Below are 15149 nucleotides of genomic sequence, written 5' to 3' on the forward strand. Positions count from 1 at the left end.
TTCATTGGCACATTTACCCTATCCGTCTTATATCGCCAATACAGTAGACTATGCACGATTTGCCGCCGCCTTCGCAATCAGTAAAACGCCGTCCTTGGTGGGCGTTTTGGCGTGTCAAGCAAGCGCCTTTGCATGAGCAAATCGGCTGGGATGCGGATGAGTTTGCGCATTACCGCGCCGACCGTCAGGGGGCATCCTATCCCGTGGGCGATCCCATCGGCAATGATATCGCGCCGCCGCCCGCGCCATCGCGCAAATGGTATTGGATCCGCCGCGCGATAGCAGGCGCGTTTCTGTTATTCGCGCTGCTCATCCTATGGCTGGCGCTGACCGCGCCGCTGTCAAAAAGCCTGCAGCCAATTGTTCCGCCGCAATTGACATTGACGACCAGCGACGGCGTGCCCATCGCCCGCAACGGTGCGATCGTTGATTTGCCGGTGGATATGGACACCCTTCCCCCGCATGTGGCGCAGGCATTCATGGCGATTGAGGATCGGCGCTTTTATTCGCATTGGGGCGTTGATCCACGCGGACTTGCCCGCGCCGCATGGAATAATGCGACCGGCGGCGGGACACAGGGCGGCAGCACGATTACGCAGCAACTGGCGAAATTCACCTTCCTGACCCCGGAACGCAGCATGACGCGAAAGGCGCGTGAATTGCTGATTGCATTTTGGCTGGAAGCGCGATTGTCAAAAGATGACATCCTCGAACGCTATCTGTCGAACGCCTATTTTGGTGAAAATATTTACGGCCTGCGCGCTGCATCAATGTATTATTTTTATCGCAAGCCCGAAAATCTGACACTCGCGCAGGCGGCGATGCTGGCGGGCGTGGTGCAGTCCCCGTCGCGGCTTGCCCCAACACGCCACCCCAAAAATGCAGCGAAACGCGCAAAGATGGTGCTGAATGCAATGGTTGCCGCTGGCTATTTGACCGAGGAAAAAGCCGCCGCAGTGCGAATGCCGCGCACCGATGTGCGGTTGAAAAATGATCTGCCCAGCGGAACCTATTTCGCCGATTGGGCCATGCCGCAGGCCCGCGAGCTCACCGAACAAAGCTATGCCAAACAGACTATTGCCACAACGCTGGATAGCAAGCTGCAAGAGGCGGCCCGCCGCGCCGTGGGCCGCGCACCGCTGGGCAAGGCGCAAGTGGCGCTGGTCGCCATGCGCACCAATGGCGAAGTCGTCGCGATGATTGGTGGGCGCAGTTATAAGGACAGCTCGTTCAACCGTGCAACACAGGCCAAGCGGCAGCCCGGCTCGACCTTCAAACTATTCGTCTATCTCGCCGCATTGCGCGCCGGAATGACACCCGACAGCATCATTGACGATAGCCCGATTGAAACCGGCCTATATCAGCCGAAAAACAGCGGGGACAGCTATCGCGGCGAAATCACCTTACGCGAAGCGTTTGCCCGTTCGTCCAATGTCGCGGCGGTCCGGTTATATAATCAAGTGGGCAGCGCCGCAGTGCTGCGCGCGGCGCGGGATTTGGGCATAGAAAGCCCGCTTGCCCGCGACGACCCCAGCCTTGCACTCGGCACATCGGGGGTAACGCTGCTGGAGCTGACCAGCGCCTATGCGGCGGTGGCCGCCAACAACCGGCCGATCACGCCAACCGCCTTTGCTGCGGAAAAGCCCGGCTGGTTCGACTATATCACCAATCCGCAGCGCAGCCTGGGCAGCGGGCACCATGCGATGATGGAGGATATGCTGTCGGCAGCGGTGAAGGACGGCACGGCACGCAATGCGCGGCTGCGTATCGCCAGCTTTGGCAAAACCGGAACCAGTCAAAATAACCGTGATGCATTGTTCATCGGCTATGCGGGCGATCTCGTTGTCGGCGTGTGGGTTGGAAATGATGACAATAGCCCATTAAAAGGCGTTAATGGCGGCGGAACGCCTGCGCGTATCTGGGCCGATTTCATGAGCCGAGCGGTCAAAGGCGCCGCCCCTGCCGCCGCGCCGAAGCCCGCACCCAAACCGGCCGAGGACCCCGATCCAGAAGGTCCGGTTGAACCGCTCGACCTGCCCGATATTCCCGACCTTCCAATTGGAATAGAGGGAACAGAAGTGCGCATAAACCGCGAAAAAGGCGTGTCGGTATCTACCGAAATAGAAGGTATTCCAATTGACCTGACGCTCGATAAACAGGGGATTGATGTGCGGCAGCGTGAGCCTGCGGATAAGCAGCGATAACGTCCCCATATGTAAGGCTTAATCGCGTCCGGTCGCGGTGCAGCAACGCTTCGTCCGTGCGGCGGCCTGCCTATTCATCCTACCGACAGCTTGGCGGTCGTTAATCGCGGTCGGGGGCGACTCGAAAGGGAGGATTTTGATCCATGCGTATATACCGGAAATCCACATTGATCGCCAATGCGATAGGCCGCAAAACCATCGCCATCGCACCGATACTGGGCCTCGCCATTGCCTTTGGCGCGTCGACCCCGGTGCAGGCGCATCCCGGCCACCAACGCCATGCCCATATTTTGAAAGCGCCGCTGGCCGGGGTCCGCAATAATTATTGGTATGATTATCAGTCCGACGTGTTGGAGGCAGAAAACGAACTGCGCAAAGACCTGCGCCGCGCCAAAACGACGCAGGACCGGCGCGAGGCATGGGAAGAATATAACCGCGAAATAAAAGATGCGCGGCATGACTATACCAAAGAAATGGCAGAGCGCGGCTATATCCGGCCTGGACAAGTGACCGTCGGGGGGTAGGGTCACGGCCCAAGCCTATTTTATCTTAGGGTCCGGACTCAATTGGGGACTATTATCGGCGCGCGGTTGGTCTTAAGACCGTGCAACTATGTCCGATAAAAATCCCCTTGACGCCTTCAAGTCTGTTTTAACCGGCACCGCCCGTGCAATGGCGCGTGAGCCAGAGGTTGAGCTTGCCTTTACCGCCGATGTCCCGGCTCAGGCCGGTAAAAATTTCAAAGTCCCGATGCCCGGCCGCACCCTTCCCGCCGATCAAGTGGCCGAGGCGCGCGGCTTTGCCGATAGCTTTTCGTTAAAGCTCAAACATCATAGCCCGCTCCGACACGCGGCGCTGCGCCCTGCCGAAGCGATTGCGGCTGCCGCCTTTGACGCGGTGGAAAATGCGCGGGTGGAGGCGCTTGGCTCGCGGGCGATGGCCGGGGTTGCGGGCAATTTGACCCACGCGCTCGAACTCAAATTACGCACCGACCCGATCAGCCGCGCTCAGGCCGCCGATGAAGTGCCGATATCGACCGCGCTGTCGCTGATCGTGCGGGAACGGCTTACAGGACAGCCGGTCCCGCAAACGGCCCAAGATGGCGTCGCCATGCTACGCGACTGGATCGAAGAAAATGCCGGTAGCGATCTGGACGCGCTGTCACTGGCGCTCGACGATCAGTCTGCTTTTGCCGCCGTTACTCAGTCCATGCTTGCTCACCTCAACCTTACCGAGGGTGAAATGGACCCCAGCGATGAGGATAAGGCGGGCGAAGATGACGATAATGAGCAGGAAGAAGACCAGACCGACGAACCCGATGAGACCGACGGTGAGGCTGGTCAATCCGAAGCCCGCGCACAGCCGCAAGACGGCGAAGGCGAGGAACAAGAGGGCGAATATGACGAAAGTCAGATGGACGATAGCGAGGGCGCGGAAGGCGATATGGGCGATGAAGGTATGCAGCCCGTCAATCCGCAGCGCCGCAATTGGGACCATCTGCCGCAATCCGATTACCGGGTGTGGACCGATAAATATGACGAAACGGTCACCGCGCTGGAACTGGCCGACGAAGAAGAGCTGAACCGGCTGCGTGCTTATCTGGATACACAGCTTGCAAATTTGCAGTCGGTGGTCACAAAACTCGCCAACCGCTTGCAACGCCGTTTGATGGCGCAGCAGAACCGCAGCTGGGATTTTGATCAGGAAGAAGGAATGCTGGACGCGGCGCGGCTGGCGCGAATCGTGGTGTCACCGGGTAGCTCGCTGTCTTACAAGGTTGAACGCGATACCGATTTTAAGGATACGGTCGTCACCATGCTGATCGACAATTCGGGATCGATGCGTGGCCGCCCGATCAGCATCGCCGCGATCAGCGCGGATATTATGGCCCGGACGCTCGAACGCTGCGGCGTGAAGACGGAGATATTGGGCTTCACCACCCGCGCATGGAAAGGCGGACAGGCGCGCGAAGACTGGTTAAATGCCGGGCGCAAACCGATGCCCGGGCGGCTCAACGACCTGCGCCATATTATCTATAAAAAGGCGGATGAACCCTGGCGCCATGCCCGCCGCAATTTGGGCCTGATGATGCGCGAGGGATTGCTGAAAGAAAATATCGACGGAGAGGCGCTATTATGGGCGCATAACCGCCTGATCGGGCGGAGCGAGGACCGCCGCATATTGATGGTCATCAGTGACGGCGCGCCCGTGGATGACAGCACGCTGTCGGTAAACCATGGCGGCTATCTGGAACAACATCTGCGCAAAGTGATCGAGATGATCGAAACGCGCAGCCCGGTGCAGCTGATCGCCATTGGCATCGGCCATGATGTGACGCGATACTATAAACGCGCCGTGACGATCATGGACGCGGAGCAATTGGGCGGCACTATGATTGAGCAGCTGGCTGGCTTGTTTGACGAGGAGTGATGAAAGCAAACCTAAAATTAGTGACTGCACTGGCAGCATTTGCGACTTGCAGCACAGCAATAGCCGCGGACATTGAATGCTACGATGCAAAAATTCGAGCGAAACCTATTGCCCAGATTCCCGTGGTTCTGGGAGACAACGGTGAAGACATAATAATGCTTTGGCCGTGGTTTCTTGATCTCAAAATCAAACAGGTCATCGAAGGTGAAGTGCCTGAACGAAAAATTACTATTCTAGCTTTACTACATACTAAATTTAGAGAGAAAACTCTAACGATGTTGCTTCGCCGTAACACAGCTGGAACTTTTAATTTAATTCGCGCGGAGCCTTCATCTGTTCGGCGTTGTGAAGTGGGCAGTGAGCCAGTTCCACCCTATATACGTCCGGCGAATGGGACAACTCTAGATGACTACCGACGTGATGGCGAAGAAGAAATCAAACGGTATCACTAAGAAATAGGATATAATACTACATGAAAGTAACTGAAGCCATCGCCACCCGCCGGTCTATCCGGCAGTTTATCGACAAGCCTGTTGATCAGGCGACGCTTCGCCGCGTGCTGGAAAAGGCGCAGCGCAGCCCTTCGGGTGGCAATACGCAGCCTTGGTATGCGGTGATCGTTACCGGCGACGAACTGGCCCGAATAACGGCGGCGATTAAGGAAAAGGCAAAGGCCGCGCCGATGGGCGAAGGCGGCGAATATGATATTTATCCCAAAGGCCTGTCGGGCCGTCATGAAGACCAACGCCGCGCCGTGGGCAAAGCGATGTTTGACGCCGTTGGCCTGCAACGCAATGACGCGGCGGGCCGCATTGCGCAGATGATGAAAAACTGGGACAGTTTCGGCGCGCCGGTGCAGCTATTTACCTATTGCCCCAAATATATGGGCCCGCCGCAATGGAGCGATATGGGCATGTGGCTGCAAACCGTCATGCTGCTGCTGCGCGAAGAGGGGCTTGATAGCTGCGCTCAGGAAATCTGGGCAATGTATGGCACCTATATGCGCGAATTGCTGAATATCGATGACGATCATATCTTCTTTTGCGGCATGGCAATCGGATACCGCGACGCCGATGCGCCGATCAACAATTTCGAAGTCCCGCGTGCCGCGATGGATGAGGTGATCCGCTGGGAGGGCTGGTAAACAATCCTCCCCATCGACTAGCGATGGGGAGGTGGATCGCCGCAGGCGAGACGGAGGGGCCGCTTGCCCAACAACCCTCGAAATTCCCGTCCGTCAGTTGCTACGCAACTGCCACCTCCCCAATGCGAGTCATTGGGGAGGATAACGCCAACCTCTTGACCTGCTTGGCTGGTTACGCCATCGCCCCTGATCATGACCGACCTGAAACTCTTTAACAGCCTAACGCGGCAACTCGAAACATTCACTCCTATCCATCAGGGCGAGGCGCGGGTCTATAGCTGCGGGCCGACAGTGTATAATTACCCGCATATCGGCAATATGCGCGCCTATGTCTTTGCCGATACGCTCGGCCGGGTGCTGAGCTATAAGGGCTACACCCTCAAACATGTCATCAATATCACCGATGTCGGCCATTTGACCGATGATGCCGACGCAGGCGAGGATAAGATGGAGAAGATGGCGGCGGAAAGGGCGCAATCCATCTGGGACATCGCCAAGCATTATACGGAGGCCTATTGGGCGGATTTTAAGGCGCTGAATTGCCGTCAACCCGCCGAATGGACCATCGCCACCGATTATGTTCCGGCGATGATTGACTATGCCAAAAGCATAGCGGACAAACATTGCTATGAGCTGGAGAGCGGGCTCTATTTCGACATTTCGACTGTGCCCGATTATGGGCGGTTGGCCCGCGCGGTGACTGAGGACGGTGAAGGCCGGATCGAGGACGTAGATGGCAAGCGCAATAAGGCGGATTTTGCGATCTGGCGCAAAACCCCGGCGGGGGAAACGCGGCAGATGGAATGGGATTCCCCGTGGGGACGCGGCGCGCCGGGATGGCATCTCGAATGCTCGGTCATGTCAAAAGCTTTGCTCGGCATGCCGTTTGACATCCATACCGGCGGCATCGACCACCGCGAGATCCACCATCCCAATGAGATCGCACAGAACCAAGCGCATGAAGGCTGCGCGGATACCGGCGCACGCATCTGGATGCACAATAATTTCCTTGTCGAGCGTTCAGGCAAGATGAGCAAATCATCAGGCGAGTTCCTGCGCCTGCAACTGCTGATCGACAAAGGCTTCCACCCCCTCGCCTACCGCCTGATGTGCTTGCAGGCGCATTATAGGAGCGAGCTGGAGTTTAGCTGGGAGGGGCTGCAGTCGGCTTTTGTTAGGCTAAAGCGGATGGTGATGGGGGTCACCGCACTCAAAGCCCGTCATGCTGAACTTGTTTCAGCATCTATCGCGCCCAAAGACCCACCGGTCGAGGCGGAGAAATGGAACCTGAAACAAGTTCAGGGTGACGAATGGGGAAAATTAAAGTCTGTAGTAGAAGCCTTTAACGATGCCATAATCGATGACCTGAACACTGCAATCGCGCTGACTCATTTGGAGGGCGTGCTGGCTACCAAAAAAATCGATATTACAAAACAGCTGGCGGTTGCCGAAGCAATGGATCAAATCCTCGGCCTCAACCTCCTCACACTCACTCGCCAAGACCTCCGCATCCGCCCCAAATCCGCGACCATCACCGAAGCCGAAATCGAAGCCGCATTGGACGAACGCAAGGCCGCCCGCGCCGCCAAGGACTTCGCCACGTCAGACCGCATCCGCGACGACCTGATCGCCAAGGGCGTTGAGGTTATGGACGGCGACCCGCTGGGCTGGGATTGGAAGCTGGATGTTTGAACTGAAAGTTCAGAAGTCCGCTCCGTCACCCGATGCTAAAGCATCGTGCGCCACCTCCCCATCGCAAGTCGATGTGGAGAACGTAAACCGGACCTTTGGTGCTACTCTCCTCCCCATCGACTTGCGATGGGGAGGTGGCGCACCGTAGCGTTAGCGAAGGTGTGACGGAGGGGAATATCATGCGGCCTAATAAACCATCTGCTTCCATTAAACGCGCCAAAAAACTCCGCCGGGAACTCACCAAACCGGAATTCATGCTGTGGCAGATATTGCGCCAGTCTCCGGGCGGTCATAAATTCCGCAAACAGCATCCCGCTGGACCATTCATCCTCGACTTCTTCTGCGCCCGTGCCAATCTGGCCATAGAGGTTGATGGCATGGCGCATGATATGGGCGGTAACCCAGAAAGGGACGCAAAGCGTGACGCATGGTTGGCCGCATATCGGATCGATACATTGCGCGTCCCCGCCGTTGACGTTTTGCGCGATACAACCGAAGTTGCGACTTCGATAATCGCAACTGTTGAAGATCGGCTGACAGAATTTGGGAAGGCCCCTGCGTCATTGCGGCACGATGCAACCTCCCCATCCCAAGTCGATGGAGAGGAATAACAAATGCAGAAAACCAAATTCGCCGCCGCGTCGCTCATCCGCCCGATGATCGAAACCCGCCTACCCGATTGGGTTGAGCCATTATGGTTCATGTCCAAGGAAGAAGCGCTGCTGGTCGCTCCGCAGGCGGAAATCGGCTGGTTTGATATGTATGACAAGGCCGAAATGTTTCAGGTCATCTCCGCTGCGACGCAGCTGAAATGGCTGAACAGCATCTATGCCGGCGTGGACGGTATGCCGCTGGAACAGCTAGCGCGGCAGGGAACCGTGGTGACCAACGGCACCGGTATCAATGCCATCACCATCGCCGAATATGTCGTCATGGCAATGCTCAATATCGCCAAGGGTTACCGGAATGTGATGGAAGCGGCGCAGCGGCAGGAGTGGTTGCTCGATAGTCCGGGCAAGGTCGAGCTTTACGGCAGCAAGGCGTTGCTGCTTGGCTATGGCGCAATCGGTAAGTTGATTGAGGAGCGGTTGAGCGCATTCAATGTGGATGTCACCAAGGTTCGCCGCACACCCGCCGAGGGTTGCCTGACCCCGAATGAGTGGCGCGGGCGGCTGAGTGAATTTGATTGGGTGATATTGGCGGTTCCGGCAACGCCCGAAACCGACGGCATGATCGGCGAGGCGGAGCTGTCGGCGATGAAGCCAACCGCGAGCCTGATTAACATTGCGCGGGGCAGCGTCGTGGATCAGGACGCGTTAATCGCGGCGCTCGGCGCCAAAAGCATCGCTGCGGCTTGGCTGGATGTCACTACGCCCGAACCCCTGCCCGCCGGACACCCGTTATGGGAAACACCGAATGCGCATATCAGCATGCATCTATCGGGCCGGGCGCAGACATTGATGTTCGCGCGCAGTGCCGAGCGGTTCCTGACCAACTTGGCACGCTATAAGGCGGGTGAGCCGCTCGCGCCGCAGGTGGATTTGAGCCTCGGATATTAAGGTCCGCTCCGTGGGGCACTACTGCCACAAAAAAGGCCGCCGGAATTGCTCCCGGCGGCCTTTTCTCGGATGACTTTCGTTGCCGGCTTATCCGACAATCTCTTCGGGTTTGAAGAAATAGGCGATCTCAATCGCTGCATTTTCTTCGCTGTCGCTGCCATGGACGGTATTGGCTTCCAGGCTTTCGGCCAGCTCTTTGCGGATCGTGCCGGGGGCGGCGTCGGCGGGGTTGGTCGCGCCCATGATATCGCGGTTGGCTTGCATGGCGTTTTCGCCCTCAAGCACTTGCACCACGACAGGGCCGCTGATCATAAATTCCACCAGCTCGCCAAAGAACGGGCGCTCTTTATGCACGGCGTAAAAGCCCTCGGCTTGTTCTTTGGTCATATGAATACGCTTTGACGCGACAACGCGCAGGCCGGCATCTTCCAGCATTTTGGTCACTGCGCCAGTGATATTGCGGCGGGTTGCGTCGGGTTTGATGATCGAAAATGTGCGCGTAATGGCCATGGGAGGGTTCCTCGCTTTTTATAATGTGATTGGTTGGCCGCGCCATTAACCGCGCACCATTTGTTTTGCAAGGATTTCCATGCAGGCCCACCTAATACCGCAAAATTGGTTGAGGGTCCTGACCTTAGGGCCGCGCGGCTCGATATTATCCCGACATACCCGCAATCACCATCACGCTGGTTTTGCCATCGCTCCCGGCTGCATCGGGTTGAGCCGTGATTTGAAACACGTCCTCGCCCTTTTTGGCGCCGAATGTCATCATTTCATTCACGCTCGCCTCGCCCTCTATTTTGAAGCCATTATCAGCCGCGAATTTTTTATAATGCGCCACAATGTCGGCGGGGCTTGCATTGCTGGCATATGACAGCATTGTGCCCGAACCGCCCTCTCCGCTGGACGAAATATTGCTCAGCACTTTACCGCCGGGATATATCGTCAGGCCATAGGGCAGATCGCTGGTTGCCTTTGACCCGGTTGTCACGGTCGTGGTGCCTTTATCGGTTTCCACCTTATACGTGCCGCTGTCGCCGTCACCATCACTGGTCGCGGTTACAGTTTCACCGTCGGGCGTTGTGATGGTTGACGATTTTTCATTGCTACAGGCCGCCAAAGCCGCAATTGGCAACAGCAATATCAAGGTCTTTTTCATAAAAATTCTCCGGGTTGAATAGGTGCGACCCCGGTTGTTATTGCCAAAACTAACCGATTATGCGGTTTGATCAAGGGCCTTTTATCCATTTGCCGCCATCTTGCCGCCAATAATTGCGCGTCACATTTTCCGCCTCGCCCAGCGCCCGCCATGCCGCGCGCGCATTGTCGGTTCGTTCGGGCGGGAACAGGTAGAATACCCGGTCAAAGGTCAAAGCCTCCTCTCGCCATATCCCATCAGCTATGGCAATAAATTTGGCGTCATTGGGGGCTTTCACCTGATCGGATAGCAAAATGGGTTGCAGCGCATCGGCCGCGCCGCCATCCGAAATGGCATGGGCGAGGAATGCGGCCCCCGGAACGCTCCACAGCGCCTTTGATATCGCCTCCAACTGCGCGGCTGTCCCGCTGACCACCAACAAGCGCGCTTTATCCGACAGCGTTTTTTGCGCCAAAGCGGTCAGGATTTTTTCGGCCGGATCGCGGGTCAGCTGGTAGAAATCAACTTGCATCACCGCTCCGGCTGGCCAACCAGCGCCATGTGAGCGCCCCGCCCACAATCTCGCTCAGGATAAAGGCCGCGAATATCGCCGGTAGGTCATGCGCTAAGATATAATAACCGAGCAATATGACCACGCCCGCCCGCGCCGCGACATTCACGCGGTGGAGCGCAGCATCGCTGGTTTTCAATAGCATCGCATTCAACGCCACCCCCAAAAGCCCGGCAAAATTGACGAAGAAAAACGCCGCTGGTGCCAAAATCACCGGCTGTCCAGCAAAGCCCAAAGCGCCATTCACATCATTCAAGACAGCGATCACCAGCGCCGACAGCTGCGGCAGCGCGAACAGACCGCAGGCCAGCATATCGAACGCTATAATCGCGCGGATATGCGGCGGCAGGCTGGCCTTGGCGATTTGCATCGCGGCGGCGCTTAGGCTTCAAAATTATCGGCGATGAACCGGTCGAGCAGCTTCACGCCGTAACCCGATGCGCCCTTGTTCCATGTATCGCCCGGCTTATCGGTCCATACCGTGCCGGCAATATCAAGATGCGCCCATTTGACCCCATCCTTGATAAAACGGTTCAGGAACTGTGCCGCCGTGATCGAACCACCGCCGCGCGGACCGACATTTTTCATGTCGGCAATGTCGCTGTTGATCATCTTGTCATAGGCCGGACCAATGGGCATCCGCCATAACGGATCGCCGGATTTATCCGCCGCAGCATTCAATTTGCCCGCCAATTCATCGCTATTGGTAAACATCCCCGCATATTCATGGGCCAGGCTGATGATGATCGCGCCTGTCAATGTGGCAAGGTCGATGACATATTCGGGGTTATAGGTTTCCTGCGCCCAATGCAGCGCATCGCATAGCACCAGCCGCCCTTCGGCATCGGTGTTGATAACTTCGATCGTTTGGCCGGACATAGAGGTTACGACATCACCCGGGCGCTGCGCATTGCCGTCGGGCATATTTTCAACCAGCCCGCAAATGCCGATCACATGGGCCTTCGCCTTGCGCCCGGCCAGTGCCTTCATGGTTCCTGCCACGGCACCTGCGCCGCCCATGTCCCATTTCATATCTTCCATCCCGGCGGCAGGCTTGATCGAAATGCCGCCAGTGTCGAATGTGACGCCTTTACCGACCAAGCAAACCGGCCGTTCCTGCGCGCCGCCGGTGCCGTCCCATTCCATGACAAGCAGGCGGGATTCGCGGCGTGACCCCTGCCCCACGCCCAGCAACGCCCCCATGCCCAGCTTTGTCATCTCGGCCTCATCCAACACTTTAATCTTCACGCCCAGCTCGCTCAGATGCTGGCAGCGTTCGACGAAGCTTTCGGGATAGATGATGTTGGCAGGTTCGCTGACCAGCTCCTTGGTAAACTCAACCCCGCGCGCAATCGCTTCGTAACGCGGCCATGCGGCTATTGCGGAGTCGGATGCACCAACAATGGAAAGCGATTCCACACTCGGCAATTCGCTGGCTTTTTTCTTCGTAAAATATTTATCCATCCGCCAATTTTTCAGCAGCGCACCATAGGCCACCTCTGCGGCGATCATGCCTTCCATGCCTGCTGCATGAATCGCGATGCTTTTCGCGCCGGATGTATGCACCTTGGTTAAGATAATGCCGCCCGCTTTTTGCGCTTCGATCGCACTGCTGCCCAATCCGACCAAGACAATCCGAACCATGCGGCCATCCACGGGCGCGATGAGCAGGAAGGATTGACCGGCGCTGCCATCAAAACGCGCCAGCTTTGCGGTTTCGGTCAGCTGTTCGGGATGGTCGACGGGGAAATCAAAGCCTTCAAAATTTGCTTTGGTAACGGCAAAGGCGATCACATCCATATTTTCGGGGCGCGAAGCGGTAAATTCGATTTTCATGCTGGTTTCAGCCTTTCGATATGCAATTCTGTTTTTGATATGCCCGTCTATTGGCCGATTATCGGCAGAAATTAAAGCAAAACATCATTATCATATTTGCCTTTGCCGTCATTTCGGACAATAGAGGGCGAAAGCAGGGCCGCCGCTGTAATGCGGGCTGGACCCGGCGCATATGGGGCGATAAAGGACGATGCAATCTATGACTGCCCCCGCCGCCTTTTGCCTGCACCACCGGCCATTCCTATGCGCGGTCGGCCTATATCTTTTGGCGCAGCCTGCCTATTTGCATGCACAAAATTCGCCGATTGACCCGGTGGCGGCGGATTTGGGCAATCCGCCCGAACAAACGGTAGAGGAGAAAAAGGCGGCTGATCCCGTCATCGCCTTTTCCGCCGAAAAAATTGACTATGATTCGCAGGCCGAAATCGTCACAGCCATTGGTGATGTAATATTAAACCGCGATGGGTACCGGCTGCGTGCTGATACGGTGATATGGAACCGGAAAACCGGCGAGGTTACGGCGCAGGGTAACATCCGCTCGATCGGCCCCAATGGCGATATTGCCTATGGCGATTCCATTATACTGACCGACTCGTTGAAAGATGGCGTTGTCGAAAATCTGTTGCTGGTCATGAATGACGGCGGCCGATTGGCGGCGCAGCGCGGTGAACGGCAGGATGGGCGATTATCGCTCGATTATGCCGCCTATAGCCCCTGCGCCGTCGAAGATACCGATGGCTGTCCGAAGCGTCCAAGCTGGCAAGTGAAAGCCGTAAAAGTCACCTATGACCCCGCAAGCAAGCGGGTGCGTTATCAAGGGGCTAGGCTGGAATTATTTGGATTGCCCTTGCTACCACTTCCGGGGCTGTCTCATCCAGCCGAGACCAAGGCAGGCAGCGGGTTTCTGGTCCCCGATTTGCGATTGACGCAAAATAACGGATTGGAAGTGGAAATACCCTATTATCTGCGCTTTTCCGAAAATCGTGACCTGTTGGTATCCGGGACCGCATTCTCCAAAGTCGCCCCCTTGCTCCGCGCAGAATTTCGGACTTTGGAGGAAAAAGGCGCTTTGAAAGTTGGCGGATATCTGACCTACGGTACCGCTGTGTCAACAGATACGGTCACGCCTGATTCCAACCGGCAATTGCGCGGCTATTTCGACGCTGTCGGCAAATTCCAATTGGACGACAAATGGTCGGTCAGTTCGTCTATTCGCCTCGCCACTGACCGGACTTTCTTGCGCCGCTACGATATCAGCCGCGATGACCGTCTGCGCTCCACTTTTGCGGTCGAACGGATTGATGAAAAAAGTTATTTTTCATTTTCTGGTTGGTCGGTGCAAACACTGCGCGTGGGTGACAGCCAAAAAGCGACACCCATCGCTTTGCCCGAAATCGATTATCGCCTGCGGCTGAGCGATCCGGTTTTGGGTGGTCAAGTGCAATTGCAAGCCAACAGCCTCGCCATCGGCCGGATTGAGGGCCAGGATACACAGCGCGCCTTTGCCTCTGCACGGTGGGATTTGCGGACGATCACCGGGCTGGGTCAGGACGTGACCTTCACTTTGCTGGGCCGAGGTGATGTCTATCATAGCGATGAGAATGAAGATACGCTGACCGAAATTTATCGCGGGCAAAGCGGTTGGCAGACACGCGGAATATTCGCGGCGGCGGCTGATGTAAAATGGCCCTTTGCCGGGGAAATTTTCGGCGGGACGCAGATATTCACGCCGCGCGTTCAATTTGTGGCCGCGCCTACCATTTCCAACCTAACCATTCCCAATGAAGATTCGCGTGCGGTGGATTTGGAAAGCAGCAACCTGTTCGCGCTGAACCGTATTTCCGGCTATGACAGGTTCGATGACAGCGCCCGCGTGACATTCGGCTTTGACTGGAATTTTTCGGGCAAAGATGTGCAAATTGATACGAATATCGGGCAAAGCTATCGTTTGTCGAACCGGGCGACTATCTTTCCCGATGGCACCGGGCTTTCAGAAAAAGTATCTGATGTTGTGGGCCGAACCGAAATCCGGTTCAAGGATTTGGTGAAGCTGACCCACCGGTACCGGCTTGATAAAGATAATTTTGCAGTAAGGCGTAACGAGATTGACGCAACGCTGGGTACCAGAGGCACATATTTGCAGGCTGGTTATTTACGGCTGAACCGCAATATCGGCCCGGAGATCGAAGATTTGCAAGACCGGGAAGAAATCCGTTTGGGCGGACGCGCAAAAATCGCTCGCTATTGGTCGGTATTTGGATCGGCCATTGTCGATTTGACCAGCCCGCGTGACGATCCTTTGTCGGTTAGCGACGGTTTCGAACCTATCCGCCACCGGCTCGGTATTTCCTATGATGATGACTGCTTGTCGGTTGGTTTTACCTGGCGCCGCGATTATCAAGAAACCGGCGATGCGCGACGGGGCAACAGTTTTCTGTTCCGGCTAGCGTTTCGAAATTTGGGCGTGTAAGGCGGTTGCCAAAGGGGGACATTGGCATGGCAAACATATTATTTTGCTCATCTGTGGTTCAGCCACAAATTGCTAACATTCCTGCAAATAGAAACCAATTTTGGA

At 56.5% G+C, this 15149-nt stretch carries 14 protein-coding genes; 9 read left to right on the top strand and 5 right to left on the bottom strand.

Translation table 11 applies throughout. From position 1 onward, the window contains the following. The first annotated feature begins 203 nt into the window (after positions 1 to 203). From ACFOWX_RS08890 to ACFOWX_RS08925, 8 genes are all read left to right on the top strand, one after another. Positions 204 to 2204: a transglycosylase domain-containing protein gene (locus tag ACFOWX_RS08890; protein ID WP_381424987.1), complete on the top strand. Its 2001-nt coding sequence runs from the start codon at positions 204 to 206 to the stop codon at positions 2202 to 2204. A 143-nt stretch (positions 2205 to 2347) separates the two neighbouring features. Then, entirely contained in the window at positions 2348 to 2728 is a 381-nt protein-coding gene (locus ACFOWX_RS08895) for a hypothetical protein (protein ID WP_381423291.1), read from the top strand. 88 nt (positions 2729 to 2816) lie between these two features. Beyond that, a complete protein-coding gene (gene cobT, locus ACFOWX_RS08900; RefSeq protein WP_381423293.1) occupies positions 2817 to 4634 on the top strand; it encodes a cobaltochelatase subunit CobT in 1818 nt (605 codons plus the stop codon). Continuing rightward, a complete protein-coding gene (locus tag ACFOWX_RS08905) occupies positions 4634 to 5086 on the top strand; it encodes a hypothetical protein (RefSeq protein WP_381423295.1) in 453 nt (150 codons plus the stop codon). Before cobT ends, ACFOWX_RS08905 begins: the two co-directional genes overlap by 1 nt. A gap of 20 nt (positions 5087 to 5106) precedes the next feature. Further along, the gene (locus tag ACFOWX_RS08910) at positions 5107 to 5778 is read left to right on the top strand and encodes a nitroreductase (protein WP_381423297.1); all 672 of its coding nucleotides are present in this window, start codon (positions 5107 to 5109) and stop codon (positions 5776 to 5778) included. Positions 5779 to 5970: 192 nt separating this feature from the next. Beyond that, a complete protein-coding gene (gene cysS, locus ACFOWX_RS08915; RefSeq protein ID WP_381423299.1) occupies positions 5971 to 7470 on the top strand; it encodes a cysteine--tRNA ligase in 1500 nt (499 codons plus the stop codon). A 179-nt stretch (positions 7471 to 7649) separates the two neighbouring features. Beyond that, complete coding sequence (locus ACFOWX_RS08920; protein ID WP_381423301.1) at positions 7650 to 8081, top strand: endonuclease domain-containing protein; 432 nt, start codon at positions 7650 to 7652, stop codon at positions 8079 to 8081. A gap of 3 nt (positions 8082 to 8084) precedes the next feature. After that, complete coding sequence (locus tag ACFOWX_RS08925) at positions 8085 to 9029, top strand: D-2-hydroxyacid dehydrogenase (RefSeq protein WP_381423303.1); 945 nt, start codon at positions 8085 to 8087, stop codon at positions 9027 to 9029. An 87-nt stretch (positions 9030 to 9116) separates the two neighbouring features. Here the strand turns inward: ACFOWX_RS08925 and ndk are convergent, their stop codons facing one another. The 5 genes from ndk to ACFOWX_RS08950 all read right to left on the bottom strand — a co-directional run bounded on the left by ndk (position 9117) and on the right by ACFOWX_RS08950 (position 12574). After that, entirely contained in the window at positions 9117 to 9539 is a 423-nt protein-coding gene (gene ndk, locus ACFOWX_RS08930) for a nucleoside-diphosphate kinase (protein ID WP_381423305.1), read from the bottom strand. Positions 9540 to 9684: 145 nt separating this feature from the next. Next, positions 9685 to 10188 carry a hypothetical protein gene (locus ACFOWX_RS08935; RefSeq protein WP_381423307.1) on the bottom strand — a complete coding sequence of 168 codons (504 nt, stop codon included), beginning with the start codon at positions 10186 to 10188 and terminating at the stop codon, positions 9685 to 9687. A gap of 70 nt (positions 10189 to 10258) precedes the next feature. Further along, positions 10259 to 10699: a DNA polymerase III subunit chi gene (locus ACFOWX_RS08940; protein WP_381423309.1), complete on the bottom strand. Its 441-nt coding sequence runs from the start codon at positions 10697 to 10699 to the stop codon at positions 10259 to 10261. After that, positions 10689 to 11108, bottom strand: coding sequence for a hypothetical protein (locus ACFOWX_RS08945; RefSeq protein ID WP_381423311.1), 420 nt, complete (start codon positions 11106 to 11108; stop codon positions 10689 to 10691). Before ACFOWX_RS08945 ends, ACFOWX_RS08940 begins: the two co-directional genes overlap by 11 nt. A gap of 11 nt (positions 11109 to 11119) precedes the next feature. Then, positions 11120 to 12574 (bottom strand): leucyl aminopeptidase, encoded by a 1455-nt coding sequence (locus tag ACFOWX_RS08950; protein WP_381423313.1) that lies wholly within the window; start codon positions 12572 to 12574, stop codon positions 11120 to 11122. Positions 12575 to 12773: 199 nt separating this feature from the next. Here ACFOWX_RS08950 and ACFOWX_RS08955 point away from each other — a divergent pair, with 199 nt between their 5' ends. Continuing rightward, the gene (locus ACFOWX_RS08955; protein ID WP_381423315.1) at positions 12774 to 15044 is read left to right on the top strand and encodes an LPS-assembly protein LptD; all 2271 of its coding nucleotides are present in this window, start codon (positions 12774 to 12776) and stop codon (positions 15042 to 15044) included. Positions 15045 to 15149: the final 105 nt, after the last annotated feature.

Origin of the sequence: Sphingorhabdus arenilitoris, assembly GCF_042651485.1 — a bacterium.
GTDB classification, from domain to species: domain Bacteria; phylum Pseudomonadota; class Alphaproteobacteria; order Sphingomonadales; family Sphingomonadaceae; genus Sphingorhabdus_B; species Sphingorhabdus_B arenilitoris.

What these genes read in the sequence shown, in the direction of transcription:
- ACFOWX_RS08895 (WP_381423291.1), top strand. Translation starts at nt 2,348, where the DNA reads ATGCGTATATACCGGAAATCCACATTGATCGCCAATGCGATAGGCCGC.
- cobT (WP_381423293.1), top strand. Translation starts at nt 2,817, where the DNA reads ATGTCCGATAAAAATCCCCTTGACGCCTTCAAGTCTGTTTTAACCGGC.
- ACFOWX_RS08905 (WP_381423295.1), top strand. Translation starts at nt 4,634, where the DNA reads ATGAAAGCAAACCTAAAATTAGTGACTGCACTGGCAGCATTTGCGACT.
- ACFOWX_RS08910 (WP_381423297.1), top strand. Translation starts at nt 5,107, where the DNA reads ATGAAAGTAACTGAAGCCATCGCCACCCGCCGGTCTATCCGGCAGTTT.
- cysS (WP_381423299.1), top strand. Translation starts at nt 5,971, where the DNA reads ATGACCGACCTGAAACTCTTTAACAGCCTAACGCGGCAACTCGAAACA.
- ACFOWX_RS08920 (WP_381423301.1), top strand. Translation starts at nt 7,650, where the DNA reads ATGCGGCCTAATAAACCATCTGCTTCCATTAAACGCGCCAAAAAACTC.
- ACFOWX_RS08925 (WP_381423303.1), top strand. Translation starts at nt 8,085, where the DNA reads ATGCAGAAAACCAAATTCGCCGCCGCGTCGCTCATCCGCCCGATGATC.
- ndk (WP_381423305.1), bottom strand. Translation starts at nt 9,539, where the DNA reads ATGGCCATTACGCGCACATTTTCGATCATCAAACCCGACGCAACCCGC.
- ACFOWX_RS08935 (WP_381423307.1), bottom strand. Translation starts at nt 10,188, where the DNA reads ATGAAAAAGACCTTGATATTGCTGTTGCCAATTGCGGCTTTGGCGGCC.
- ACFOWX_RS08940 (WP_381423309.1), bottom strand. Translation starts at nt 10,699, where the DNA reads ATGCAAGTTGATTTCTACCAGCTGACCCGCGATCCGGCCGAAAAAATC.
- ACFOWX_RS08945 (WP_381423311.1), bottom strand. Translation starts at nt 11,108, where the DNA reads ATGCAAATCGCCAAGGCCAGCCTGCCGCCGCATATCCGCGCGATTATA.
- ACFOWX_RS08950 (WP_381423313.1), bottom strand. Translation starts at nt 12,574, where the DNA reads ATGAAAATCGAATTTACCGCTTCGCGCCCCGAAAATATGGATGTGATC.
- ACFOWX_RS08955 (WP_381423315.1), top strand. Translation starts at nt 12,774, where the DNA reads ATGACTGCCCCCGCCGCCTTTTGCCTGCACCACCGGCCATTCCTATGC.